Below are 24,746 nucleotides of genomic sequence, written 5' to 3' on the forward strand. Positions count from 1 at the left end.
CATTAAGTTCGAGATTTACCCCGAGTTTAAGAACCCACACCACTATGAATCTTACCGAATTAAAGAATACGCCGGTTTCTGAGCTGATTACTCTCGGCGAAAATATGGGGCTGGAAAACCTGGCTCGTATGCGTAAGCAGGATATTATTTTTGCCATCCTCAAGCAGCATTCGAAGAGTGGCGAAGATATCTTTGGCGACGGCGTACTGGAGATACTGCAGGATGGATTTGGATTCCTCCGCTCCGCAGACAGCTCCTACCTCGCCGGCCCTGACGACATCTACGTATCCCCCAGCCAAATCCGCCGTTTCAACCTCCGCACTGGTGACACCATTTCCGGTAAGATTCGTCCTCCGAAAGAGGGTGAGCGTTACTTTGCGCTGCTGAAAGTTAACGAAGTTAACTACGACAAGCCGGAAAACGCCCGTAACAAGATCCTGTTCGAGAACTTAACGCCGCTGCACGCGAATTCTCGTCTGCGTATGGAGCGTGGTAACGGTTCTACCGAAGACTTAACCGCTCGCGTACTGGATCTGGCTTCCCCGATTGGCCGCGGCCAGCGTGGTCTGATCGTCGCGCCGCCGAAAGCCGGTAAAACCATGCTGCTGCAGAACATCGCGCAGAGCATCGCTTACAACCATCCGGACTGCGTGCTGATGGTGCTGCTGATCGACGAACGTCCGGAAGAAGTGACCGAGATGCAGCGTCTGGTGAAAGGTGAAGTGGTTGCTTCCACCTTCGACGAACCGGCATCCCGTCACGTTCAGGTTGCTGAGATGGTTATCGAGAAAGCGAAACGTCTGGTTGAACACAAGAAAGACGTTATCATCCTGCTTGACTCCATTACCCGTCTGGCGCGCGCCTACAACACCGTGGTCCCGGCTTCCGGTAAAGTGCTGACCGGTGGTGTGGACGCCAACGCCCTGCACCGTCCGAAGCGTTTCTTCGGTGCGGCGCGTAACGTCGAAGAGGGCGGCAGCCTGACCATCATCGCCACGGCGCTGATCGACACCGGCTCCAAAATGGATGAAGTTATCTACGAAGAGTTTAAAGGCACCGGTAACATGGAGCTGCACCTCTCTCGTAAGATTGCTGAAAAACGCGTCTTCCCGGCTATCGATTACAACCGTTCCGGTACGCGTAAAGAAGAGCTGCTCACCACTCAGGAAGAGCTGCAGAAAATGTGGATCCTGCGCAAAATTATCCATCCGATGGGTGAGATCGACGCGATGGAATTCCTCATTAATAAACTGGCAATGACTAAGACGAATGATGACTTCTTCGATATGATGAAGCGCTCGTAAGGTAAAAAAAGCCAAAAACGCCACGCCTTTGCGTGGCGTTTTCATTTTGGGATTTGTATGATCCAGAGACAGAGAAAGCGGGACGAAAGTTGTCGTATAATGGCGCCGGACAGCAGGCGGAGACAGCTTTAACAGACTAAAATCTATACAATAAATTTGTAATGTTCTGCTTTTCCCCTTCTGGAGTTGGGGCATCATCGCTATACTTCCCGGATTAACTATGCTGAGAGCACATGCGTTGTGAATTTACTCACTGCTATTACTGAATTAATCAGTATTTTCTTATTCACGACCCTCTTTATTTTTGTCGCGCGGAAAGTGGCAAAAAAGATTGGGTTAGTGGATAAACCAAACTATCGCAAACGGCATCAGGGGTTGATTCCGTTGGTCGGTGGTATCTCAGTTTATGCAGGCATCTGTTTCACCTTCGCCATCGCCGATTATTATATTCCTCACGCCTCGCTGTATCTGGCCTGTGCGGGGGTATTGGTGCTGGTTGGCGCGCTGGACGATCGCTTCGACATCAGCGTGAAAATTCGCGCGGTCATTCAGGCCGCGATCGCCGTGATTATGATGATGGCAGGGAATCTGCATCTGAGTAGTCTGGGCTTTATTTTTGGCTCGTGGGAGCTGGTGCTGGGGCCTTTCGGCTTCTTCCTCACTCTGTTTGCCGTCTGGGCCGCCATCAACGCGTTTAATATGGTCGATGGGATTGACGGCCTGCTCGGCGGCCTGTCATCCGTCTCCTTTGCGGCGACCGGGATCATCCTCTGGTTTGACGGTCAGTACAGCCTGGCGATGTGGTGTTTTGCGATGATCGCCGCCATTCTGCCCTATATTCTTCTTAATCTTGGCGCCCTCGGCCGCCGCTATAAAGTTTTTATGGGTGACGCCGGCAGCACCATGATTGGCTTCACCATCATCTGGATCCTGCTGGAAACCACACAAGGTAAAACGCATCCCATCAGCCCGGTCACCGCGCTGTGGATTATCGCTATCCCGTTGATGGATATGGTGGCGATTATGTATCGCCGCCTGCGCAAAGGCATGAGTCCTTTCTCACCGGACCGGCAGCATATTCATCATTTGATCATGCGCGCCGGGTTTACTTCCCGCCAGGCGTTCGTCCTGATCACCCTGGCCGCTGCCCTGCTGGCGCTGGTTGGCGTCGCGGCGGAATATACCCGCATTGTGCCGGAATGGGTGATGTTAATTCTCTTTTTGGTGGCCTTCTTCCTTTATGGCTACTGTATTAAGCGCGCCTGGAAAGTGGCGCGTCTGGTTAAGCGCATCAGACGCAGAATTCGGCGACACAGCGGCAATAATCCGAAACTAACCAAGTAAAGCTGGGGATGTGATGACTCAACCATTACCGGGAGCACAATCAGTGAACGTTGAGAACGAGCTGGATATTCGCGGGCTGTTTCGCGCTTTATGGGCAGGAAAAGGCTGGATAGTCGGCGGTGCTGTACTCTTCGCCGCTATCGTGTTGGTGTACACCTTCTTTGCTCGCCAGGAGTGGAGCGCCACGGCGATCACCGATCGGCCTACTGTCAACATGTTGGGGGGGTACTATTCCCAGCAGCAGTTCTTACGCAATCTGGATATCAAAGCCGACCTGGCCTCGGTAGATCAGCCTTCCGCCATGGATGAAGCGTATAAAGAGTTCATCATGCAGTTGGCCTCCTGGGATACCCGGCGTGATTTCTGGCTGCAAACGGACTACTACAAGCAGCGACAGTCGGGTAATGCTCGCGCCGATGCGGCGATGCTGGATGATTTAATTAACAATATCCAGTTTATGCCAGGCGATGCGGCCAAGAGCGTCAACGACAGCGTCAAACTGACCGCCGAGACCGGGCAGGATGCCAATAATTTGCTGCGCCAGTATGTGGCTTTCGCCAGCCAGCGGGCGGCTGGCCATCTTAACGACGAGCTCAAAGGCGCCTGGGCGGCGCGAACGGTGCAAATGAAGGCGCAGGTGAAGCGCCAGGAAGAAGTGGCCGAGGCTATTTTCAACCGCCGGACCCACAGCGTGGAGCAAGCACTGAAGGTCGCTCAGCAGCATAATATCTCGCGCAGCGAAACGGATGTTCCTGCCGATCAGTTGCCGGATTCAGAGCTATTTTTATTGGGCAGGCCGATGCTGCAGGCCAGACTGGAAAACCTGCAGGCCGTCGGACCGGAATATGACCTCGATTACGACCAGAATCGCGCCATGCTGAGCACGTTGAACGTCGGTCCAACGTTGGATCCGCGTTTTCAGACTTACCGGTATTTGCGAACGCCGGAAGAACCTGTAAAACGCGATAGCCCGCGCCGTGTATTTCTGATGGTGATGTGGGGGATTGTGGGTGCGCTCATCGGCGCAGGCGTGGCGTTATCGCGTCGTCGTGTCCTGTGATTGCGGCCTGTGGTGAAGGGCAAATGACCTTCATCGCCTAATCGAAGAGAATCGATGTGAAAGTACTAACTGTATTTGGCACGAGGCCGGAAGCCATCAAGATGGCTCCTCTGGTCCATGCGCTGGCAAAGGATCCTCATTTTGAGGCGAAAGTATGCGTGACCGCGCAGCATCGGGAGATGCTCGATCAGGTGTTGAAACTATTCTCCATCACCCCGGACTACGATCTTAACATCATGAAGCCGGGGCAGGGGCTCACCGAGATCACCTGCCGTATTCTTGAGGGGCTGAAGCCAGTTCTGGAGTCGTTTAAACCCGACGTGGTGCTGGTGCATGGCGATACCACCACCACGATGGCGGCGAGCCTGGCGGCGTTTTACCAGCGCATACCGGTGGGCCATGTAGAGGCGGGTCTGCGGACCGGCGATTTAAGTTCGCCGTGGCCGGAAGAGGGCAACCGTACGCTGACCGGGCATCTGGCGACGTACCATTTCGCCCCTACGGAAACCTCGCGGCAGAATCTGCTGCGGGAAAACATTGCCGACAGTCGCATCACGGTGACCGGGAATACGGTCATCGATGCCCTATTCTGGGTGCGCGATCGCGTTCTGGGCGATGAAGCGCTACGGGAGACCCTGCTGCAGCGCTATCCTTTCATTAGCCACGGTAAAAAAATGATTCTGGTTACCGGCCATCGGCGGGAAAGCTTTGGGCTCGGCTTTGAGCAGATCTGCCAGGCGCTGGCGGAGATAGCCCATACCCACCCTGAGGTGCAGATTGTCTATCCGGTTCACCTGAATCCTAACGTCAGCGAACCGGTGAACCGTATTCTCGGCCATATCGACAACGTGATGTTGATTGAACCGCAGGACTACCTGCCGTTCGTCTGGTTGATGGATCGGGCCTGGCTCATCCTGACCGATTCCGGTGGTATTCAGGAAGAGGCGCCTTCCCTGGGGAAACCGGTGCTGGTCATGCGCGATATGACCGAACGTCCGGAAGCGGTGGCCGCCGGTACCGTCTGTCTGGTGGGCACCGACAGCCAGCGCATCGTGGCGGAAGTCACGCGACTGCTGGAGGATGATGCCGCATACCAGGCGATGAGCCGCGCGCATAATCCTTATGGCGATGGCGAAGCATGTCGTCGAATTTTGTCTGCACTTAAAAATAATCAGGTAATGCTATGAGTTTTTCTACCATTTCAGTGATTGGCCTTGGCTATATCGGGCTGCCAACCGCTGCCGCGTTCGCCTCCCGGCAGAAGCGGGTGGTCGGCGTTGATGTCAATCAACATGCCGTGGAGACCATTAACCGTGGAGAGATTCATATCGTGGAGCCGGACCTGGCGAGCGTGGTGAAGACCGCGGTCGAGCAGGGATATTTAAGCGCCACCACCACCCCGGTGGCAGCGGATGCCTACCTGATTGCCGTGCCGACGCCGTTTAAAGATCGCCACGAGCCGGATATGGTGTTTGTCGAGTCGGCGGCTAAATCCATTGCGCCGACGTTAAAGAAAGGCTCGCTGGTGATCCTCGAGTCCACCTCGCCGGTCGGGTCGACCGAACAGATGGCTGAGTGGCTGGCGGAGATGCGCCCGGACCTCAGCTTTCCCCAGCAGGTGGGTGAAGCGGCGGACGTGAATATCGCCTACTGCCCGGAGCGGGTATTGCCCGGCCAGGTGATGGTCGAGCTGATTAAAAACGACCGCGTTATCGGCGGCATGTCGCCGGTCTGCTCCGCTCGCGCCAGCGAGCTGTATAAAATCTTCCTCGAAGGCGAATGTGTGGTGACCAACTCGCGTACCGCCGAGATGTGCAAGCTGACGGAAAACAGCTTCCGCGACGTCAACATCGCTTTTGCCAACGAGCTGTCGCTGATTTGCGCCGATCAGGCCATTAACGTCTGGGAACTGATCCGCCTGGCGAACCGCCATCCGCGAGTGAATATCCTGCAGCCGGGACCGGGCGTCGGCGGCCACTGTATCGCCGTCGACCCGTGGTTTATCGTGGCGCAAAACCCGCAGCAGGCGCGTCTGATCCGCACGGCTCGTGAGGTCAACGACCACAAGCCGGAATGGGTTATCGAACAGGTGAAGGCGCAGGTAGCTGACTGCCTGAATGCCACCAACAAACGGGCCAGCGAGCTGACCATTGCCTGTTTTGGCCTCGCCTTTAAGCCGAATATTGACGACCTGCGCGAAAGCCCGGCAATGGAAATTGCCGCGCAGATTGCCCGCTGGCACAGCGGCACGACGCAGGTAGTTGAGCCCAACATTCACGCGCTGCCGAAGAAACTCGAGGGTCTGTGTACGCTGGCGACCCTCGATGCGGCGCTGGCCAGCGCCGACGTGCTGGTGATGCTGGTCGATCACAATGAATTTAAAGCCGTTAGCGGCGACAGCGTCACCCAGGCGTATATCATCGACACCAAAGGAGTGTGGCGGTGAGAACCATTCTGGTCACCGGCGGCGCGGGCTTCATTGGTTCGGCGGTAGTGCGGGAGATTATCCAGCACACCGCCGATCGCGTGGTGGTGGTGGATAAACTGACCTACGCCGGCAATTTAATGTCGCTGGCGCCGGTGGCGCAGGATGCGCGTTTCGCCTTTGAACAGGTGGATATCTGCGACCGCGGCGAGCTGGACCGTATTTTCGTGCAGTATCAACCGGATACAGTGATGCACCTGGCGGCGGAAAGCCATGTCGATCGGTCGATTGACGGCCCGGCGGCATTTATTGAAACCAATATCGTGGGCACCTATACGCTGCTGGAGGCGGCCCGTAGCTGGTGGAATACGCTGGCTACGGCGCAAAAATCGGCGTTTCGCTTCCATCACATCTCCACCGATGAGGTGTATGGCGATCTGCACGGCAGCGATGATTTCTTTACCGAGACCACGCCCTATGCGCCAAGCAGCCCCTATTCGGCCTCGAAAGCCAGCAGCGACCACCTGGTGCGTGCCTGGCTGCGGACCTATGGCCTGCCGACGCTTATCACCAACTGCTCGAATAACTACGGCCCATATCACTTCCCCGAGAAGCTGATCCCGCTGACCATCCTCAACGCGCTGGCAGGCAAGCCGCTGCCAGTGTATGGCAATGGACAGCAGGTCCGCGACTGGCTGTACGTGGAAGATCACGCCAGAGCGCTGTATCTGGTGGCGACCCGCGGCGAACCGGGCGAGACTTACAATATCGGCGGTCATAACGAGCGTAAAAACATCGAGGTGGTGGAAACCATTTGCGAATTGCTCGAAGCGCTGGCGCCGCATAAGCCGCAGGGCGTGGCGCACTATCGCGACCTGATCGCCTTTGTTGCCGATCGCCCGGGCCACGATCTGCGCTATGCCATTGATGCCTCGAAGATCGCCCGTGAGCTGGGCTGGACGCCGGCTGAGACCTTTGCCTCTGGTATGCGTAAGACCGTGGCGTGGTATCTGGCGAACGAGACATGGTGGCGCCAGGTTCAGGACGGAAGCTATCAGGGCGAGCGTCTTGGACTGCAAGGCTAATCATCTCTGGGGGGAATGATGAAAGGTATTATTCTGGCGGGGGGTTCCGGAACGCGACTGCATCCCATCACCCGCGGCGTGTCGAAGCAGCTGTTGCCGATCTACGATAAGCCGATGATCTACTACCCGCTGTCGGTATTAATGCTGGCCGGGATCCGTGAGATCCTGATCATCACCACGCCGGACGATCTACGCGATTTCCAGCGCCTGCTCGGCGATGGCTCAGAATTTGGCATTGCGCTGCACTATGCCGTACAGCCGACGCCGGATGGTTTAGCCCAGGCGTTTATCATCGGCGAAGCCTTTCTTAACGGCGAACCGGCGTGCCTGGTGTTAGGCGACAATATTTTCTTCGGCCAGAGCTTCAGCCCCAAGCTGCGCAGCGTGGCTGCCCGCACGGAAGGGGCGACGATTTTTGGCTATCAGGTGATGGATCCTGAGCGCTTTGGCGTGGTGGAGTTTGATGACAACTTTCGCGCGCTGTCGCTGGAAGAGAAGCCGAAGCAGCCGAAGTCGAACTGGGCGGTCACCGGTCTCTATTTCTACGATGGCAAGGTGGCGGAGTACGCCAAACGGGTCAAGCCATCCGAGCGCGGCGAACTGGAAATCACCTCTATCAACCAGATGTACCTTGAAGATGGCGCATTGACCGTCGAACTGCTTGGACGCGGCTTTGCGTGGCTGGATACCGGCACCCACGATAGCCTGATCGAGGCCAGCATGTTCGTGCAGACCGTCGAGAAGCGTCAGGGCTTCAAAATCGCCTGTCTGGAAGAGATCGGCTGGCGCAACGGCTGGCTGGACGACGACGGCGTCAAACACGCGGCGAAGCGGTTGGAAAAAACCGGCTACGGCCAATATCTGCTGGATCTGCTCCGTGCCCGTCCGCGCCAGTATTGATCCCCTGGAGTGGGAGAACCGCTTCTTTGCCGTTAACAGCGCCGTCGTTCACTTTGACGAGCATGCGCCGCGGCTGACGCCTGAGGCGCTGGCGGGGTGGTCGCGAGTGCAGGCGAAGGTAGCCGCCAGCGACACCGTCCGGCTCGACGCGCTGCAGCAGCTGGGTTTTCAGCTGGTGGAAGGCGAGGTCGATCTGGCGCTACCGGTGGGCAACCCTGCGGATGCGGGCGCCGACGTCGCCGTGGCGGCGGATATTGCGCCACTGCGCGAGCAGGCGGCGCAGGCCTTTGCGATGAGCCGCTTTCGCGCGCCCTGGTATGCTGCCGACGCCAGCGGCCGTTTCTATGCCCAGTGGATTGAAAATGCGGTGCGCGGCACCTTCGATCATCAGTGCCTGATTTACCGCCATCCAGAGGGCGATATTCGCGCCTTTGTCTCCCTGCGCCAGCTCAATGCCACCGAGGCGCGTATCGGCCTGCTGGCCGGACGCGGCGCCGGGGCGCAGCTGATGCAGGCGGCGCGGTACTGGGCCGCTTCGCGCGGACTTTCTACACTGCGGGTGGCGACCCAGATGGGCAACACCGCCGCGCTTAAACGTTATATTCTCAGCGGTGCTAATGTGGAAAGCACCGCCTACTGGCTATACAGGTGACCCCATGATCCCATTTAACGCGCCGCCGGTGGTTGGAACCGAGCTTGATTACATGCAGTCTGCGATGAACAGCGGCAAGCTGTGCGGCGACGGCGGCTTTACGCGCCGCTGCCAGCAGTGGATGGAGCAGCGTTTTGGCACGGCAAAAGCCCTGCTAACCCCTTCCTGCACGGCTTCGCTGGAGATGGCCGCGCTGCTGCTGGATATCCAGCCGGGCGACGAAGTGATTATGCCCAGCTATACCTTTGTCTCCACCGCCAATGCCTTTGTGCTGCGCGGGGCGAAAATCGTCTTTGTCGATATCCGTCGCGATACGATGAATATCGATGAAACGTTAATCGAAGCCGCTATCACCGATAAAACCCGGGCGATCGTCCCGGTGCACTATGCTGGCGTAGCCTGCGAGATGGATACCATCATGGCCATCGCCGACAAGTACAACCTGTTCGTGGTGGAAGACGCCGCGCAGGGGGTGATGTCCACCTACAAGGGGCGCGCGCTGGGCACCATCGGCCATATCGGCTGCTTCAGCTTCCATGAAACTAAAAACTACACCGCCGGCGGTGAGGGCGGGGCGACGCTGATCAACGATCGCACGCTGGTGGAACGTGCGGAGATCATTCGCGAAAAAGGCACCAACCGCAGCCAGTTCTTTCGTGGCCTGGTGGATAAATATACCTGGCGGGACATTGGCTCCAGCTATCTGATGTCCGACCTGCAGGCCGCCTATCTGTGGGCGCAGCTGGAAGCGGCGGAGCGCATCAACCAGCAGCGTCTGGCGCTGTGGCAGAATTACTATGACGCGCTGTTGCCGCTGGCCCGCGCGGGACGTATCGAACTGCCGACGGTCCCGGCTGACTGCGGGCAAAACGCGCACATGTTCTACATTAAGCTGCGCGATATCGAGGATCGCAGCAGGCTTATCGCCTGGCTGAAAGAGGCGGAGATCCTCGCGGTATTCCATTACATTCCCCTGCACAGCTGTCCGGCAGGCGAACACTTCGGCGAATTCCACGGTGAAGACCGCTATACCACCCAGGAGAGCGAGCGCCTGGTACGCCTGCCGCTGTTTTACAATCTGTCTGTGGTGAACCAGCGGACGGTGATTAACTCGCTGCTGAGCTACTTCTCCTGATATGTCGTTAGCAAAAGCCTCATTGTGGACGGCGGCCTCGACGCTGGTCAAAATCGGCGCCGGGCTGTTGGTCGTCAAGCTGCTGGCCGTCTCGTTTGGGCCCGCGGGCGTTGGCCAGGCCGGTAACTTCCGGCAACTGGTCACCGTGCTCGGCGTGCTGGCCGGGGCCGGGATATTTAACGGCGTCACGAAGCTGGTGGCTCAGCATCACGACGATCCCCCGCGCCTGAAGCAGGTGGTGGGCACCTCGTCGGCGATGGTGCTTGGCTTTTCCACGCTGCTGGCGCTGGTGTTTTTACTGGCGGCGGCGCCGATAAGCCAGGGGCTGTTCGGTCATACTCATTATCAGAATCTGGTACGGCTGGTGGCGCTGGTGCAGATGGGGATCGCCTGGGCGAACTTCCTGCTGGCGCTGATGAAAGGCTTTCGCGATGCGGCGGGAAACGCCTTCTCGCTGATTGCCGGCAGCCTGATTGGCGTGGCGGCCTATTATGCCTGTTACTACTTCGGTGGTTACCAGGGGGCGCTGCTGGGGCTGGCGTTAGTGCCGGCGCTGGTGGTGATCCCGGCGGGCATCATGCTCTGGCGGCGGGGTAATATTCCGCTGAACGCCCTGCGTCCGCGCTGGGATAACGGTCTGGCGGGACAGCTATCGAAATTTACCCTGATGGCGCTGATAACCTCAGTGACCCTGCCGGTGGCTTATGTGATGATGCGTAATCTGCTGGCGGCGCATTATGGCTGGGAGGCGGTCGGTATCTGGCAGGGGGTGAGCAGTATCTCTGATGCCTATCTGCAGTTTATTACCGCCTCGTTCAGCGTCTATCTCCTGCCGACGCTGTCGCGGCTGAGCGCCAAAACGGATATCACCCGCGAGATAGTCAAGTCGCTGAAATTCGTCCTGCCGGCAGTGGCGGCGGCGAGCCTGACGGTCTGGCTGCTGCGTGATTTTGCCATCTGGCTGCTGTTTTCCGATCGCTTTACCGCGATGCGAGACCTGTTCGCCTGGCAGTTGGTGGGCGACGTTTTAAAAGTAGGCGCCTACGTCTATGGCTATCTGGTGATCGCTAAAGCGTCGCTGCGTTTTTATATTCTGACGGAAATCAGCCAGTTCACGCTGCTGACCGCATTCTCACACTGGCTTATACCGGCGCACGGCGCGGTTGGCGCGGCGCAGGCGTATATGGCCACTTATATTGTTTATTTCGCCCTTTGTAGTGGCGTGTTTTTACTCTGGCGTAAACGGGCATGACAGCACTGATACATGTACTGGGATCGGATATCCCGCATCATAACCAGACCGTACTGCGGTTCTTTAACGACGAACTGGCCGCCGATCCGCAGGCCAGGAGATTTATGGTCGTCGGTGATGAGGCCAGCGTGCGTGATGGGTATCCGGCGCTGGACATCACCTGCTATCCGGGGAAGAAGTCGCTGGCGCAGGCGGTGATTGCGCAAGCCAAAGCCAACCGTCAGCAGCGCTTTTTCTTCCACGGCCAGTTCAATACCGGCCTGTGGCTGGCGCTGTTGAGCGGCGGTATCCGCCCATCGCAGTTTAACTGGCATATCTGGGGGGCGGATCTGTATGAAAATGCGACCAGCCTGAAGTTCCGCCTGTTCTATCCGCTGCGCCGCCTGGCGCAGGGGCGGGTGGGGCGCGTTTTCGCCACCCGCGGCGATCTTAGCTGGTTCGCTAACCGCCATCCGCGCGTTCCGGGCGAACTGCTCTACTTCCCGACGCGTATGGATCCGGCGCTGAATACCCTGGCCGAAAACGCGCCGCGCGGCGACACGCTGACCATTCTGGTGGGCAACTCCGGGGATCGCAGCAATGAACATATTGCCGCGCTGAAGGCTATCCATCAGCAGTTTGGCGATACGGTAAACGTCATCGTGCCGATGGGCTATCCGGCGAATAACGAGGCCTATATCAATGAGGTTCGTGAGGCGGGGGCGGCGCTGTTTAGTCGCGAGCATCTGCAGATCCTCAGCGAGAAGCTTGAGTTTCATGATTATCTGGCGCTGCTGCGCCGCTGCGATCTGGGCTATTTCCTGTTTGCGCGTCAGCAGGGGATCGGCACCCTGTGCCTGTTGATTCAGGCGGGCATTCCCTGCGTGCTCAACCGCGAAAACCCGTTCTGGCAGGATATGACCGAGCAGCATGTGCCGGTGCTGTTCACCAGCGATGCGCTGGACGTCAGCGTGGTGCGCGAAGCGCAGCGCCAGCTGGCGAGCGTGGATAAGTCGGGTATCGCTTTCTTCCGGCCGAACTATCTGACGGGCTGGCAGCGGGCGCTACGGTTAGCGGCGGAGGGGCAGGCATGACGTTAATGCAATTTAGCGGGCTGCTGGTGGTCTGGCTGCTGTCGACGCTGTTTATCGCCACCGCCACCTGGTTTGAGTTCCGTCGGGTACGCTTCAACTTCAACGTCTTTTTCTCGTTGCTGTTTCTGCTGACCTTTTTCTTCGGTTTCCCGCTGACCAGTATTCTGGTGTTCCGCTTTGACGTCAGCGTGGCGCCGCCGGAGATTTTGCTGCAGACGCTGCTGATCGCGGTGTGCTTCTACGCGATCTACTACGTGACCTATAAAACGCGGCTGCGTCCGGCATCGCGTGAGGTTACGCGTCGGCCGCTGTTTACCATGAACCGGGTGGAAACCCATCTGGCGTGGGGCATACTGATGGGGCTGGCGCTGCTGTGCGTCGGCATCTTCTTCGCCCACAATGGTTTCCTGCTGTTTAAGCTCAACTCCTACAGCCAGATTTTCTCTGCTGAAGTCTCCGGCGTGGCGTTGAAGCGCTTCTTCTACTTCTTTATCCCGGCGATGCTGGTGGTCTATTTCCTGCGCCAGGATTATAAGGCGTGGATTTTCTTCCTCGTCAGCACCGTGGCCTTTGGTCTGCTGACCTACGCTATCGTCGGCGGGACTCGCGCCAATATCATCATCGCCTTCGCCATCTTCCTGTTTATCGGCATTATTCGCGGCTGGATCAGCTTGTGGATGCTGGCTGCGGCGGGCGTGCTGGGCATCGTCGGCATGTTCTGGCTGGCGCTGAAGCGCTACGGGATGAACGTCAGCGGCGACGAAGCGTTTTATACCTTCCTCTATCTCACACGCGATACCTTCTCGCCGTGGGAGAACCTGGCGCTGCTGCTGCAAAACTATGACAAGATCTATTTCCAGGGGCTGGCGCCGATGATCCGCGACTTCTACGTCTTTATCCCCAGCTGGATGTGGCACGGTCGTCCGACGATGGTGCTCAATACCGCCAACTACTTCACCTGGGAAGTGTTAAACAACCATTCGGGGCTGGCGATTTCGCCGACGCTGATTGGCTCGCTGGTGGTGATGGGCGGCGTCTGGTTTGTGCCGCTGGGCGCTGTGGCGGTCGGGTTGATTATTAAATGGTTCGACTGGCTGTATGAGCTCGGCAACCGGGAGAGCAATCGCTATAAAGCGGCAATCCTGCATAGTTTCTGTTTCGGCGCTATCTTCAACATGATAGTGCTGGCGCGCGAGGGGCTGGATTCGTTCGGCTCCCGCGTGGTGTTTTTCCTCGTGATCTTTGGTATCTGCTTGCTGGCGGCGAAACTGCTGTACTGGTTCCTGGATAGCGTGGGACTGATTCATAAGCGCGTAAAACCGCTTTCGCAACCGCAAGTCTGAGAAGGATGGACATGACTGGGACCATTTCCGCGCCGTTGTACCTGTTAAGAGGGCTGCAGCTCATAGGCTGGCGCGATATGCAGCACGCTCTGGATTATTTGTATGCCGACGGCGTTCTCCGGGAGGGGACGCTGGTGGCGATTAATGCCGAGAAAATGCTGGCCGTAGAGGATAACCCCGAGGTGCGGGCGCTGATTGAGGCGGCGGAGTTTAAATATGCGGATGGCATCAGCGTGGTACGTTCGCTGCGTAAAAAATATCCGCAGGCCCAGGTGTCCCGCGTGGCGGGAGCCGATCTCTGGGAAGCGTTAATGCAGCGCGCCGGCGCTGAAGGCACTCCGGTGTTTTTGGTCGGCGGTAAACCTGAAGTCCTGGCGCAGACGGCGTCCAGCCTGCGCCAGCGCTGGCAGGTGAATATCGTCGGCAGCCAGGACGGCTATTTTGCGCCTGAGCAACGGCAGGCATTGTTCGAACGCATTCGCGACAGCGGGGCGAAAATCGTCACCGTCGCCATGGGGTCCCCGCGTCAGGAGATCTTTATGCGCGACTGTCGGCGCCTGTACCCGCACGCGCTGTATATGGGCGTCGGCGGCACTTACGATGTTTTCACCGGGCACGTTCATCGGGCGCCGAAGTTCTGGCAGGATCTGGGGCTGGAGTGGTTTTACCGCCTGGTTTCCCAGCCGAGCCGGATTAAAAGGCAGGCTCGGCTGCTACGATATTTACGTTGGCATTACACCAATAAACTCTAATATTCCTCTGCATTCTGGCGAGTTTGTGTCCATTTTCTGTTTAATGTCTTTACTCGCCTGATACTTTATTTGCCATTTCCATAAAATTCATTAACCATTCGCAGGCTTCATACGCGCGGGGGGAGACCTGCGCGTCGGCAAGGCTATGAGTTCAGTTAATAACAATAACCGGGAGTACCCGGAATACGGCAAACACAAGAGGATATATGACTGAGAAAAAAGCGGAGCTCCAGCGTGGACTGGAGGCCCGGCATATTGAACTGATCGCCCTTGGGGGGACGATTGGCGTGGGGTTGTTTATGGGGGCGGCCAGTACCCTGAAGTGGGCTGGGCCTTCCGTGCTGCTGGCGTACATTATCGCTGGCCTGTTCGTCTTTTTCATTATGCGCTCAATGGGCGAAATGCTGTTCCTTGAGCCCGTCACCGGCTCCTTCGCGGTGTATGCGCATCGCTATATGAGCCCCTTCTTCGGCTACCTGACCGCCTGGTCGTACTGGTTTATGTGGATGGCGGTGGGCATCTCTGAGATTACCGCCATCGGCGTCTATGTGCAGTTCTGGTTCCCGGAGATGGCGCAGTGGATCCCGGCGTTAATTGCCGTGGGGCTGGTGGCGCTGGCTAACCTCGCGGCGGTCCGGCTGTACGGTGAAATCGAGTTCTGGTTCGCCATGATTAAAGTGACCACCATTATCGTGATGATCGTCGTGGGCCTGGGCGTCATTTTCTTCGGCTTTGGCAACGGCGGCCACTCCATCGGTTTTGGCAACCTGACCGAACATGGCGGCTTCTTTGCCGGCGGCTGGAAGGGCTTCCTGACGGCGCTGTGTATCGTGGTCGCGTCCTATCAGGGCGTGGAGCTCATCGGCATTACCGCTGGTGAAGCGAAAAATCCGCAGGTCACACTGCGCAGCGCGGTGGGCAAAGTGCTGTGGCGGATCCTGATTTTCTACGTCGGCGCGATTTTCGTTATCGTCACCATCTTCCCATGGGATCAAATCGGCTCCAACGGCAGCCCGTTCGTACTGACGTTTGCCAAAATCGGTATTACCGCCGCGGCGGGGATTATCAACTTTGTGGTGCTGACGGCGGCGCTTTCCGGCTGCAACAGCGGGATGTACAGCTGCGGACGTATGCTGTACGCCCTGGCGAAGAACCGTCAGCTGCCGGCGGCGATCGGTAAGGTATCGCGCAACGGCGTTCCGGCCGTCGGCGTGGCGCTGTCTATTCTGATTCTGCTGGTAGGCTCCTGCCTGAATTACATCATTCCTAATCCGCAGCGGGTGTTTGTCTATGTCTATAGCGCCAGCGTCCTGCCGGGGATGGTGCCCTGGTTTGTGATCCTGATTAGTCAGCTGCGTTTCCGTCGCGTACATCAGGCAGCGATAGCCAGCCATCCGTTCCGTTCGCTGCTGTTTCCGTGGGCCAACTATTTCACCATGGCTTTCCTGATCTGCGTGCTGGTCGGGATGGGGCTGAATGATGAAACCCGGATGTCGCTCTTTGTCGGCATTATTTTCCTTGCTGCCGTTACCCTGATTTATAAGGTGTTTGGCCTTGGAAGGCAGGGGCAAGTCAATAATACGGCTGAATAAGCGCCAAAACGAACAAAGCATGAGCAAACGATAATTTTCTTTTAAAAGGCACTAGACAGCGGGGGAGGAAGTCCGTATTATCCGACCCCGCAACGGCGCTAAGCGCCCGTAGCTCAGCTGGATAGAGCGCTGCCCTCCGGAGGCAGAGGTCTCAGGTTCGAATCCTGTCGGGCGCACCATTAACCCGGTGCTGGAGCTGCGGTGGTTTTAATACCGCGTAAAAGGTTTGCAGTGGTGGCTATAGCTCAGTTGGTAGAGCCCTGGATTGTGATTCCAGTTGTCGTGGGTTCGAATCCCATTAGCCACCCCATTATTTGATAGAGTTGTGAATCTGCGAAGGTGGCGGAATTGGTAGACGCGCTAGCTTCAGGTGTTAGTGTTCTTACGGACGTGGGGGTTCAAGTCCCCCCCCTCGCACCACGACTTTAACGAATTGAACTAAAAATTCAAAAAGCAGTATTTCGGCGAGTAGCGCAGCTTGGTAGCGCAACTGGTTTGGGACCAGTGGGTCGGAGGTTCGAATCCTCTCTCGCCGACCAATTTTGAACCCCGCTTCGGCGGGGTTTTTTGTTTTCTGTGACTTCCTGCCATGACTTATTTCCCTGATCTTGCTGATAAAAAATCTTCTCTTTGCTTAAGAATACGCGTCAGGAAAACTCTCAATTCATCACTGTGGTAGATGCAATTTCCCTGGATCCTGTGCGATAATAATCGGGTAGATGCTCATTCCATCTCTTATGTTCGCCTTTGTGCCTCATAAACTCCGGAATGATGCAGAGCCGTTCTTACGGTGCTTATCGTCCACTGACAGATGTCGCATTTATGCCTCATCAAACACCATGGACATTACGTTGAGTGAAGCACCCAATTTGTTGTCAAACAGACCTGTTTTAACGCCTGCCCTGATTTCAGCGCAGGCGTTTTTTTCTTTCAGGGGGAGCGTCAACGGGAAGGCGGGGGAGAAGGGCTATCGCCCCGCAGGAGGCGACAGCCAGGTGAGGTTATTGCTGAGGGTTATTCTGCAGCGTCAGCAGCAGACCATCGCGGCGCATGGTAGCCGCTTCCTCAGGTTGATGGAGACGATCCAGAGCATCCGCCAGCCAGGCGTAATCAAAGGCATCCGGACGCTGCTTAAGCGCGGCGCGGAAGGCGATGCTGGCCTCCTGCCATTCGCCGTGCCGCATCAGCGACTGGCCCAGGGTGCTCCACAGCAGCGGACGATCGCCAACGGCTTTGATCTGCTGGCGCAGTACTTTCTCCAGCTGTTCCGGGTTATTGGTCTTCAGGCGCGGGATCGGCATCACCAGACGGTCGTCATACTGTTTCTTCAGACCATCAATAATAATTTGCTGCGCGGTATCGTGATCGTCGCTCTCGATGAGGCGTTCGGCCATCGCCACCTGCAGCGGCACCAGCGCCCGCGTTTTACGGCTCTGGTTGCGCCACCATTCGCGCAGCCCCTCGCTGCCGCCGTCGGCCAGCGCTTTGTCCATCAGGCCAACCCATGCCAGCTGTTCCAGCGCGGCGCGGTGCTCTTCATCGCCGACGTTAGCTTTCGCCATCGACGGAATGATATCCAGCAGCGACTGCCAGGCGCCGGTACGGGTATAAGCCTGTTCGGCGAGGCGCAGCACTTCCGGATGACGCGGGGTGATTTCCAGTAGCTTATCGATGCCATGGCGCGCGGCGTGATTTTCATTGCGCGCCAGCTGCAGGCGAACGCGGGTGATTTCCACCGGGATCAGGTCATCGCCCGCCAGGTCGGTGGCGCGCTCCAGATGCTGGTTAGCCCGCGCTTCATCGCCGCGCTGCTGGGCCGCTTCCGCCGCCAGCAGATAGTTCACCACCGGCTGTTCGGCGTGATCGGCGTTTTTCGCCATCAGCTTCTCAACCTGCTGGTAATCACCTTCCGCCAGCTTAAGCAGCGCCTGCTCGGTTTGCTTACGCGCGCGACGGCGTTTACGGCCGACAAACCAGCCGCGCGTATGCGCCCCGGTGCGGAAAATACGGCGCAGCAGCCATTCAATGGCGAACAGCACCACCATGGCGAGGATCAGGATGATCACCAGCCCGGTCACGCTGGTCTCGATATTGTAATTATCGGTCTGGATCAGGACGTAGCCCTGATGCCCGGCGATCATCGGGCCAAGCACGATCCCGGCGATCAACAGTGCGAAGAGTAAAAGAATTTTCAGCATGCGTTACTCTCCTTGCGGCGCAGCGGGGGCGGCCGGTGCTGCAGGTGCAGGCGAGGGCGCGCCGCCTGCGGAAACGGCAGGCTGCGCCATCAGATTACGCACCCGGGTCTGCATCAGTTTTTCCAGCAACGCCTGGCTCTGCAGCGTTTCCGGCACCGTCATGGTAATGCTTTGCTGACTGAGCTTATCCACCTCTTCAAGGAAGGCTTTAGTGGTGGCGTCATCGGTATCGTAATAGGCGCGTACCCAGGTCGAGACGTTATCCAGCGACTGTTTCCAGGTCTCTTCCTGATGGCGCGGCACTGCCTGCGCGGCGACCAGCAGGCGAGAGCGAATATTTTCCCGCAGATAGATATCCTGATTCGGCGCCAGCAGCGGGACCGCCGTTTCATCGCGGCGGCGCACGGTGATAAAACTGTCCATAAAATTCTGCCAGCTTTTCTGCAGATTGACGCGCCATTCGCTGATGGAGCTGGAGAGCTCATCGCTATCAGAATCCATCGGCGAATCGTCATCGTTATTATCCGCCAGCCGCAGGTTATCGATTTGGTTCGCCAGCTGATTAACCTTGAGGATCATGCCGTCGTAGTCGACCTGGTTCACCGCGGAGAGGGTGGCGATATCGTCGGTGATCGCCCGGCGGGCGCCGATCAGGCTTGGGTCATTCATGTCGGCGAGGCTGGCGTCGGCGCTTTTCAGCAGCGCGGCGGCGGTGGTGACATCCTGATCGCTCCACAGCTTACGTCCCGCCAGCTTGACGAGGAAGTCGGCCTGGGCCAGCAGCCAGGTTTTGGCGTCGCTACCGGAAATGACCGCCACTTTTTGCTGGACTTCGTCCAGCTGTTTGGCCAGCGTCTCCTGCTGATGTTTGGCTTCGTTTAGCTGCTCGGCCTGCTGTTTGATAATGCCTTCCAGTTCGCTTTTTTGGCTTTCCTGCGCTTTTTGCAGCGCCGCGACCTGGCTTGATAATTCAGAGGTGGTTTCGTTTTGACGCGAGGCCTGCTGTTTGTTCAGGCCATACAGGCCGATACCGGCGGCTATCGCAATGGCGATAGCGATCGCGCTGAGCGCCAGGCTGGTTTTGTTGCCAGCCTTCTTCTTATCAGTGTTCTCTGGCTGTGGTGTGGTCTCCACGGCCTCCCTGGTCTCTTCAACCACGGCGGATTGATTTTGTTGTTCCGTCATTATGGCTTCCAATGTTGAGAGTTATTGTAATGCGCGTAGCAGCGCATCGTTGTCGGCGCTATCGGCAACCTGAATCTCCTGCCAGCCCAGCTCCCGGGCCTGAAGGGCCAGACGTTCGCTGACAACGACAACGCGGCAGTGCAGGAGCCACCGTTCGCGATACCATTGCGGTATTAACGACCATAGCTGCTGCAGCATCTCGCCGCTGGTGACCACCAGCGTGGTGACCCCGCGAGATTGCCAGCGCATCGCTTCTTCTGCGCCATCGTAATGCTTTGCACTACGTTGATAACATTCACAAAATGTGACCCTGGCGCCGCGCTCGGTCAGCGTCGCGCCTAAGAGTTCCCGCCCACCATTGCCGCGTAAGATCAGCGCATTCTTCCCGGCAATGTTTTGTAATTCAGGTAATTGTAGCAAGACTTCGCTAATTTCCCGATCTAACGGGTAATGGATGTGCTGCCCGCTGACCGTATGCAGGGCCAGCGCCGTCGTGCGGCCAATGGCAAAATAACGCGGGGAAGTGGGCCAGGGCATACCCTGTTGCTGCAGACGGGCATGGGCGAACTCCACCGCATGCTGGGACAGCGCGAACAGCAGATCGTCAGGCCCCAGGCGGGCAAGCGCGTCGCCCAGCGCGGGAAGCTCCCGACCGGGCGTAAATTCTATCAGCGGAAAGCTCCAGGCCACGCGTCCCATGGCCCGCAGACGGCTGACCAGCGCTTCTCCTTGCGGTAGTGGACGAGTGACCAGGATGCTCATCGTGGGGCTTCTCCATCATAAACTGCCGCGAGAATATCGCGGGCGCCGTTATCCAGGAGCTCTTCCGCCAGCGAGATGCCAAGCGCTTCGGCCTGCTCTGCTGGCCCGCGCCGTTCGCCGCGTACCATCTGCGAACCATCCGGGGCGCCAACCAGCGCCCGCAGCCACAATTCACCGTCTTTCAGTTCCGCATAGCTACCAATCGGCACCTGACAGCCGCCTTCGAGACGCGTGTTCATCGCCCGCTCGGCGCGCACGCGCACTGCCGTTTCCGTATGGTTGAGAGGCGCTAACAGCCCCTGGGTCCATGCATCGTCGAGACGGCATTCGATGCCCACCGCGCCCTGGCCGACCGCCGGCAGAGATTGCTCAGGCGACAGCGGCTGGCGAATTCGCGCCTCGAGCTGCAGGCGCTTCAGGCCGGCGGCGGCGAGGATGATGGCGTCATACTCGCCGTTATCCAGCTTACTCAGTCGGGTACCGACGTTACCGCGCAGAGAGCGGATCACCAGATCCGGACGGGTGGCGGCCAGCTGGCACTGACGGCGTAAACTTGACGTGCCAACGACGCTGCCGGCCGGGAGTTCATCAATCGAGGCATAGCGATTGGAGACAAACGCGTCGCGCGGATCGTCGCGCTCGCAGATAGTCACCAGCCCCAGCCCCTCCGGGAATTCCACCGGCACATCTTTCATCGAATGAACGGCGATATCGGCGCGTCCTTCGAGCATGGCAAGCTCTAACTCTTTCACAAATAAGCCCTTGCCACCCACCTTTGCCAGGGGAGTATCAAGGATGACATCCCCGCGAGTGACCATCGGCACCAGCTCGACCTTCAGTCCGGGATGCGCTTGTTCCAGGCGCGCTTTAACATATTGCGCCTGCCATAGCGCAAGCGGGCTTTGCCGTGTGGCAATTTTCAAAACTTTGTCTAACATGCTTGTTACCGTCATTGTCGACCACTAACCATCCTAACATTGTTGTCTTACGGATGTTAGTTTTCACGGTTTATGTGGGAGATAGCTCCGGCCCACTCTTTTTTAACCTTTCATGCGCGTGGGCGGTTGCCGGAGGCGTAGTGAGGAATTTACAGGTAATAAACGGTGCTACACTTGTATGTAGCGCATCTTTCTTTACGGTCAATGAGCAAGGTGTTAAATTGATCACGTTTTAAACCATTTGTCTGTCCGCTGCTCTTCACAACCACACCGACGACGAATGGTGACGGTTTTTGTTGAAATACTGAAATCCTCCGTACTATTGTACCTCGGGTTTTTGAACATCAGGCGATATGTCTTGTACCTCTATATTGAGACACTGAAACAGAGACTGGATGCCATCAACCAACTGCGCGTGGATCGCGCGCTTGCTGCCATGGGACCCGCTTTCCAGCAGGTTTACAGTCTACTGCCAACGTTATTACATTATCATCACCCGCTGATGCCGGGTTACCTTGACGGTAACGTTCCCCGTGGCATTTGCCTCTACACGCCTGATGAAACCCAACGCCACTATCTTGAAGAACTGGAACTGCATCGCGGCATGCAGACCCAGGAGCCGCCGAAAGGCGAGCTGCCGATCACCGGCGTCTACTCGATGGGCAGTACCTCCTCCGTCGGCCAGAGCTGTTCTTCCGATCTGGACATCTGGGTATGTCACCAGGCCTGGCTGGATAGCGAAGAGCGCCAGCTGCTGCAGCGAAAATGCAGCCTGCTTGAGAGCTGGGCGGCCTCGCTCGGTGTGGAAGTCAGCTTCTTCCTGATCGACGAAAACCGTTTCCGCCATAACGAAAGCGGCAGCCTCGGCGGCGAAGACTGCGGTTCGACCCAGCATATTTTACTGCTCGATGAGTTCTACCGCACCGCGGTCCGTCTCGCCGGCAAGCGTATTCTGTGGAATATGGTGCCGTGCGATGAAGAAGAGCATTACGACGATTACGTCATGGGGCTGTATGCCCAGGGCGTGCTGACGCCAAACGAGTGGCTCGATCTCGGCGGCCTCAGTTCGCTGTCGGCGGAAGAGTACTTCGGCGCCAGCCTGTGGCAGCTGTATAAGAGTATTGACTCCCCCTATAAAGCGGTGCTGAAAACGCTGCTGCTGGAAGCCTATTCCTGGGAATACCCCAATAACCGCCTGCTGGCGAAAGATATCAAACAGCGCCTGCACGATGGCGAGATCGTCTCCTTCGGCCTCGACCCGTACTGCATGATGCTGGAGCGCGTCACCACCTACCTGCAGGCCATCGAAGATGAAACCCGTCTCGACCTGGTGCGCCGCTGCTTCTATCTGAAAGTGTGTGAAAAACTCAGCCGCGAACGCGCCTGCGTTGGCTGGCGTCGCGAAGTCGTCAGCCAGCTGGTCAACGCGTGGGGCTGGGATGAAAAGCGTCTGATGATGCTCGACAACCGCGCGAACTGGAAAATTGATGAAGTGCGCAAGGCGCACAACGAACTGCTCGATGCGATGATGCAGAGCTATCGTAATCTGATCCGCTTCGCGCGGCGCAATAACCTCAGCGTCTCCGCCAGTCCGCAGGATATTGGCGTGCTGACGCGTAAGCTGTATGCGGCTTTTGAAGCGCTGCCGGGCAAAGTGACGCTGGTGAACCCGCAAATTTCGCCGGACCTGTCGGAACCGAATCTGACCTTTATCCACGTGCCGCCGGGTCGCGCCAACCGTACCGGTTGGTATCTGTACAACCGCGCGCCGGATATGGAATCGATCATCAGCCATCAGCCGCTGGAATATAACCGTTATCTTAATAAGCTGGTGGCCTGGGCCTGGTTTAACGGCCTGCTGACCTCACGCACCCGCCTGTTTATTAAGGGCAACGGCATCGTCGATCTGGCGAAGCTGCAGGAGATGGTGGCCGACGTGTCGCACCACTTCCCGCTGCGCCTGCCGGCGCCGACGCCAAAAGCGCTATACAGCCCATGCGAAATTCGCCACCTGGCGATTATCGTCAACCTCGAATATGACCCGACGGCGGCCTTCCGCAATCAGGTGGTGCACTTTGATTTCCGTAAGCTTGATGTTTTCAGCTTCGGCGAAGAGCAAAAATGCCTGATCGGCAGCGTCGACCTGCTGTATCGCAACTCGTGGAACGAAGTGCGTACCCTGCATTTCAACGGCGAGCAGGCGATGATCGAAGCGCTGAAAACGATCCTCGGTAAAATGCATCAGGACGCCGCGCCGCCGGACAGCGTGGAGGTGTTCTGCTATAGCCAACATCTGCGCGGCCTGATCCGTACCCGCGTACAGCAGATGATCTCCGAGTGCATCGAACTGCGTCTCTCCAGTACCCGCCAGGATACCGGGCGCTTTAAAGCGCTGCGCGTCTCCGGCCAGACCTGGGGGCTGTTCTTCGAGCGTCTCAATGTTTCGGTGCAGAAGCTGGAAAACGCCATTGAATTCTACGGCGCTATCTCGCACAACAAGCTCCACGGCCTGTCGGTGCAGGTGGAAACCAATCACGTTAAGCTGCCGGCGGTGGTGGACGGCTTCGCCAGCGAAGGGATTATTCAGTTCTTCTTTGAAGACGCGGATAACAACGACAGCGGCTTTAACATCTATATTCTCGATGAGAGCAACCGCGCTGAGGTGTATCACCACTGCGAGGGCAGCAAAGAGGAGCTGGTGCGCGACGTCAGCCGCTTCTATTCGTCATCGCACGATCGTTTTACCTACGGCTCCAGCTTTATCAACTTCAACCTGCCGCAGTTCTATCAGATTGTCGAGGTGGACGGGCGCACCCAGGTGATCCCTTTCCGCACTCAGGCGATTGCCGCCGCGATACCCACCAGCCAGGACGTTACCGCCTCGCCGGTGCTGCAGCAGCGCTACTCGTAACGCTTATCGGGGCGCGCTTTCCCAGGCCGGGTCAGGCGTCGCGGCTCCGTGCCTGCGTTCGTCGTCCGGCGGTACGGGCCTGGGGACTACCTGAGCCGTCGGGTAGCCCGGATAAGGCGCGATGCGCCGCCATCCGGGAAACGCGTCATTAACGGAATCTCACCGTCTCACCGGCCTGCTGACTTGCCGCCTGCTCCAGCAGATCCCAGAAGGTCTCGCCGCTGCGATCGCAGATCCACTCGTCGCCTTTGAGATCGAAATGGTAGCCGCCCTGTTTGGTGGCCAGCCATACCTGGTGCAGCGGCTCCTGACGGTTAATAATGATTTTGCTGCCGTTTTCAAAGCTGATGGTCAACACGCCGCCGTTGATTTCGCAGTCGATGTCGCTATCGCCGTCCCAGTCGTCCAGGCGTTCTTCGATGGTCATCCACAGGCTGTCGGCAAGGCGATGAAATTCACTGTCATTCATGATTCTGTCCCGCATTTTTGAGATTGGCGGCAGTATAGCGCGAAACAAAAGCGCGCGCAGTCAGATGCTAAAGGCTTGCTTTTACGCCTTCTCCTGCGATGATAGAAAGCAGAAAGAATGAATCACGGGCAACTATCAATGAAAAACGTTTTTCCTACGCTTGCCGTTTTGTTTGCGATCTTCAGCCTGACCGGCTGCGGTTTGAAAGGGCCTCTCTATTTCCCGCCGGCTGACAAAACTGCGCCGCCGCCGACCAAACCGGTTAACCCGGGCATTCAGAGCTCAACGCCGGATCGTAACGATCGTGGCGATACCGGTGGTCCGAGCCAGGTCAATTACTAACGATAACGTTCTGTTCCGCGCAAC

At 57.6% G+C, this 24,746-nt stretch carries 21 protein-coding genes and 4 tRNA genes; 20 read left to right on the top strand and 5 right to left on the bottom strand.

Going from position 1 to position 24,746, the window contains the following annotated elements; translation table 11 throughout:
- Window positions 1-44: 44 nt before the first annotated feature.
- From rho to MKR05_RS24890, 18 genes are all read left to right on the top strand, one after another.
- On the top strand, window positions 45-1,304 hold the full coding sequence (gene rho / locus MKR05_RS24805) for a transcription termination factor Rho (RefSeq protein WP_002883293.1): 1,260 nt from the start codon (window positions 45-47) through the stop codon (window positions 1,302-1,304).
- 240 nt (window positions 1,305-1,544) lie between these two features.
- Window positions 1,545-2,648, top strand: coding sequence for a UDP-N-acetylglucosamine--undecaprenyl-phosphate N-acetylglucosaminephosphotransferase (wecA, locus tag MKR05_RS24810; protein WP_004886849.1), 1,104 nt, complete (start codon window positions 1,545-1,547; stop codon window positions 2,646-2,648).
- Window positions 2,649-2,661: 13 nt separating this feature from the next.
- Window positions 2,662-3,708, top strand: a complete 1,047-nt coding sequence (gene wzzE, locus MKR05_RS24815; protein WP_032429045.1) for an ECA polysaccharide chain length modulation protein — start codon at window positions 2,662-2,664, stop codon at window positions 3,706-3,708.
- 56 nt (window positions 3,709-3,764) lie between these two features.
- Window positions 3,765-4,895: a non-hydrolyzing UDP-N-acetylglucosamine 2-epimerase gene (wecB, locus tag MKR05_RS24820; protein WP_072013405.1), complete on the top strand. Its 1,131-nt coding sequence runs from the start codon at window positions 3,765-3,767 to the stop codon at window positions 4,893-4,895.
- The gene (gene wecC / locus MKR05_RS24825; RefSeq protein WP_064158501.1) at window positions 4,892-6,154 is read left to right on the top strand and encodes a UDP-N-acetyl-D-mannosamine dehydrogenase; all 1,263 of its coding nucleotides are present in this window, start codon (window positions 4,892-4,894) and stop codon (window positions 6,152-6,154) included. The genes wecB and wecC overlap by 4 nt, the downstream gene beginning before the upstream one ends.
- A complete protein-coding gene (gene rffG / locus MKR05_RS24830; RefSeq protein WP_087824604.1) occupies window positions 6,151-7,218 on the top strand; it encodes a dTDP-glucose 4,6-dehydratase in 1,068 nt (355 codons plus the stop codon). The genes wecC and rffG overlap by 4 nt, the downstream gene beginning before the upstream one ends.
- An 18-nt stretch (window positions 7,219-7,236) precedes the next feature.
- On the top strand, window positions 7,237-8,118 hold the full coding sequence (gene rfbA / locus MKR05_RS24835) for a glucose-1-phosphate thymidylyltransferase RfbA (protein ID WP_023291555.1): 882 nt from the start codon (window positions 7,237-7,239) through the stop codon (window positions 8,116-8,118).
- Entirely contained in the window at window positions 8,096-8,770 is a 675-nt protein-coding gene (rffC, locus tag MKR05_RS24840; RefSeq protein WP_060591403.1) for a dTDP-4-amino-4,6-dideoxy-D-galactose acyltransferase, read from the top strand. The genes rfbA and rffC overlap by 23 nt, the downstream gene beginning before the upstream one ends.
- Before the next feature lie 4 nt (window positions 8,771-8,774).
- On the top strand, window positions 8,775-9,905 hold the full coding sequence (gene rffA, locus MKR05_RS24845; RefSeq protein WP_044521751.1) for a dTDP-4-amino-4,6-dideoxygalactose transaminase: 1,131 nt from the start codon (window positions 8,775-8,777) through the stop codon (window positions 9,903-9,905).
- Between the two features lies 1 nt (window position 9,906).
- The gene (wzxE, locus tag MKR05_RS24850; protein WP_048296402.1) at window positions 9,907-11,157 is read left to right on the top strand and encodes a lipid III flippase WzxE; all 1,251 of its coding nucleotides are present in this window, start codon (window positions 9,907-9,909) and stop codon (window positions 11,155-11,157) included.
- Window positions 11,154-12,230 (top strand): TDP-N-acetylfucosamine:lipid II N-acetylfucosaminyltransferase, encoded by a 1,077-nt coding sequence (locus MKR05_RS24855; RefSeq protein WP_048296403.1) that lies wholly within the window; start codon window positions 11,154-11,156, stop codon window positions 12,228-12,230. Before wzxE ends, MKR05_RS24855 begins: the two co-directional genes overlap by 4 nt.
- Window positions 12,227-13,573 carry an ECA oligosaccharide polymerase gene (gene wzyE, locus MKR05_RS24860; RefSeq protein ID WP_284118923.1) on the top strand — a complete coding sequence of 449 codons (1,347 nt, stop codon included), beginning with the start codon at window positions 12,227-12,229 and terminating at the stop codon, window positions 13,571-13,573. The genes MKR05_RS24855 and wzyE overlap by 4 nt, the downstream gene beginning before the upstream one ends.
- Before the next feature lie 11 nt (window positions 13,574-13,584).
- A complete protein-coding gene (wecG, locus tag MKR05_RS24865; protein WP_023291561.1) occupies window positions 13,585-14,325 on the top strand; it encodes a lipopolysaccharide N-acetylmannosaminouronosyltransferase in 741 nt (246 codons plus the stop codon).
- A gap of 206 nt (window positions 14,326-14,531) precedes the next feature.
- The gene (gene thrP, locus MKR05_RS24870) at window positions 14,532-15,917 is read left to right on the top strand and encodes a bifunctional threonine/serine APC transporter ThrP (RefSeq protein ID WP_086075723.1); all 1,386 of its coding nucleotides are present in this window, start codon (window positions 14,532-14,534) and stop codon (window positions 15,915-15,917) included.
- A 102-nt stretch (window positions 15,918-16,019) separates the two neighbouring features.
- Window positions 16,020-16,096: transfer RNA gene (locus tag MKR05_RS24875), tRNA-Arg, on the top strand.
- A 55-nt stretch (window positions 16,097-16,151) separates the two neighbouring features.
- A tRNA-His gene (locus MKR05_RS24880) sits at window positions 16,152-16,227 on the top strand.
- Between the two features lie 23 nt (window positions 16,228-16,250).
- Window positions 16,251-16,337: transfer RNA gene (locus tag MKR05_RS24885), tRNA-Leu, on the top strand.
- A gap of 42 nt (window positions 16,338-16,379) precedes the next feature.
- Window positions 16,380-16,456: transfer RNA gene (locus tag MKR05_RS24890), tRNA-Pro, on the top strand.
- A gap of 462 nt (window positions 16,457-16,918) precedes the next feature.
- On the opposite strand, the gene hemY is transcribed toward MKR05_RS24890, so the two are convergent.
- Genes hemY through hemC form a run of 4 tightly spaced genes read right to left on the bottom strand, consistent with a single transcriptional unit; the run spans window position 16,919 to window position 21,000 of the window.
- Entirely contained in the window at window positions 16,919-18,115 is a 1,197-nt protein-coding gene (gene hemY / locus MKR05_RS24895) for a protoheme IX biogenesis protein HemY (RefSeq protein WP_023291562.1), read from the bottom strand.
- Window positions 18,116-18,118: 3 nt separating this feature from the next.
- On the bottom strand, window positions 18,119-19,300 hold the full coding sequence (gene hemX, locus MKR05_RS24900; protein ID WP_023291563.1) for a uroporphyrinogen-III C-methyltransferase: 1,182 nt from the start codon (window positions 19,298-19,300) through the stop codon (window positions 18,119-18,121).
- Between the two features lie 21 nt (window positions 19,301-19,321).
- Window positions 19,322-20,062, bottom strand: a complete 741-nt coding sequence (gene hemD / locus MKR05_RS24905) for a uroporphyrinogen-III synthase (RefSeq protein WP_023291564.1) — start codon at window positions 20,060-20,062, stop codon at window positions 19,322-19,324.
- Window positions 20,059-21,000, bottom strand: coding sequence for a hydroxymethylbilane synthase (gene hemC / locus MKR05_RS24910; protein ID WP_032454513.1), 942 nt, complete (start codon window positions 20,998-21,000; stop codon window positions 20,059-20,061). The genes hemD and hemC overlap by 4 nt, the downstream gene beginning before the upstream one ends.
- 358 nt (window positions 21,001-21,358) lie before the next feature.
- Here hemC and cyaA point away from each other — a divergent pair, with 358 nt between their 5' ends.
- The gene (gene cyaA / locus MKR05_RS24915) at window positions 21,359-23,911 is read left to right on the top strand and encodes a class I adenylate cyclase (protein WP_002883383.1); all 2,553 of its coding nucleotides are present in this window, start codon (window positions 21,359-21,361) and stop codon (window positions 23,909-23,911) included.
- Between the two features lie 148 nt (window positions 23,912-24,059).
- On the opposite strand, the gene cyaY is transcribed toward cyaA, so the two are convergent.
- Window positions 24,060-24,380: an iron donor protein CyaY gene (gene cyaY, locus MKR05_RS24920; protein ID WP_004886799.1), complete on the bottom strand. Its 321-nt coding sequence runs from the start codon at window positions 24,378-24,380 to the stop codon at window positions 24,060-24,062.
- 138 nt (window positions 24,381-24,518) lie between these two features.
- Here cyaY and lptM point away from each other — a divergent pair, with 138 nt between their 5' ends.
- Entirely contained in the window at window positions 24,519-24,722 is a 204-nt protein-coding gene (lptM, locus tag MKR05_RS24925) for an LPS translocon maturation chaperone LptM (protein WP_004886794.1), read from the top strand.
- The last annotated feature ends 24 nt before the right edge of the window (window positions 24,723-24,746 follow it).

Origin of the sequence: Klebsiella sp. K5-204 (assembly GCF_030128585.1) — a bacterium.
In the GTDB taxonomy this organism is placed as follows: Bacteria; Pseudomonadota; Gammaproteobacteria; order Enterobacterales; family Enterobacteriaceae; genus Klebsiella; species Klebsiella quasipneumoniae.

Bases quoted from the DNA above. Each gene is read 5' to 3' on its own strand.
- hemY (WP_023291562.1), bottom strand. From the start codon at position 18,115: ATGCTGAAAATTCTTTTACTCTTCGCACTGTTGATCGCCGGGATCGTG.
- thrP (WP_086075723.1), top strand. From the start codon at position 14,532: ATGACTGAGAAAAAAGCGGAGCTCCAGCGTGGACTGGAGGCCCGGCAT.
- cyaY (WP_004886799.1), bottom strand. From the start codon at position 24,380: ATGAATGACAGTGAATTTCATCGCCTTGCCGACAGCCTGTGGATGACC.
- wzyE (WP_284118923.1), top strand. From the start codon at position 12,227: ATGACGTTAATGCAATTTAGCGGGCTGCTGGTGGTCTGGCTGCTGTCG.
- hemC (WP_032454513.1), bottom strand. From the start codon at position 21,000: ATGTTAGACAAAGTTTTGAAAATTGCCACACGGCAAAGCCCGCTTGCG.
- rho (WP_002883293.1), top strand. From the start codon at position 45: ATGAATCTTACCGAATTAAAGAATACGCCGGTTTCTGAGCTGATTACT.
- rffA (WP_044521751.1), top strand. From the start codon at position 8,775: ATGATCCCATTTAACGCGCCGCCGGTGGTTGGAACCGAGCTTGATTAC.
- hemD (WP_023291564.1), bottom strand. From the start codon at position 20,062: ATGAGCATCCTGGTCACTCGTCCACTACCGCAAGGAGAAGCGCTGGTC.
- rfbA (WP_023291555.1), top strand. From the start codon at position 7,237: ATGAAAGGTATTATTCTGGCGGGGGGTTCCGGAACGCGACTGCATCCC.
- hemX (WP_023291563.1), bottom strand. From the start codon at position 19,300: ATGACGGAACAACAAAATCAATCCGCCGTGGTTGAAGAGACCAGGGAG.
- wzzE (WP_032429045.1), top strand. From the start codon at position 2,662: ATGACTCAACCATTACCGGGAGCACAATCAGTGAACGTTGAGAACGAG.
- wecG (WP_023291561.1), top strand. From the start codon at position 13,585: ATGACTGGGACCATTTCCGCGCCGTTGTACCTGTTAAGAGGGCTGCAG.
- wzxE (WP_048296402.1), top strand. From the start codon at position 9,907: ATGTCGTTAGCAAAAGCCTCATTGTGGACGGCGGCCTCGACGCTGGTC.
- lptM (WP_004886794.1), top strand. From the start codon at position 24,519: ATGAAAAACGTTTTTCCTACGCTTGCCGTTTTGTTTGCGATCTTCAGC.
- MKR05_RS24855 (WP_048296403.1), top strand. From the start codon at position 11,154: ATGACAGCACTGATACATGTACTGGGATCGGATATCCCGCATCATAAC.
- wecC (WP_064158501.1), top strand. From the start codon at position 4,892: ATGAGTTTTTCTACCATTTCAGTGATTGGCCTTGGCTATATCGGGCTG.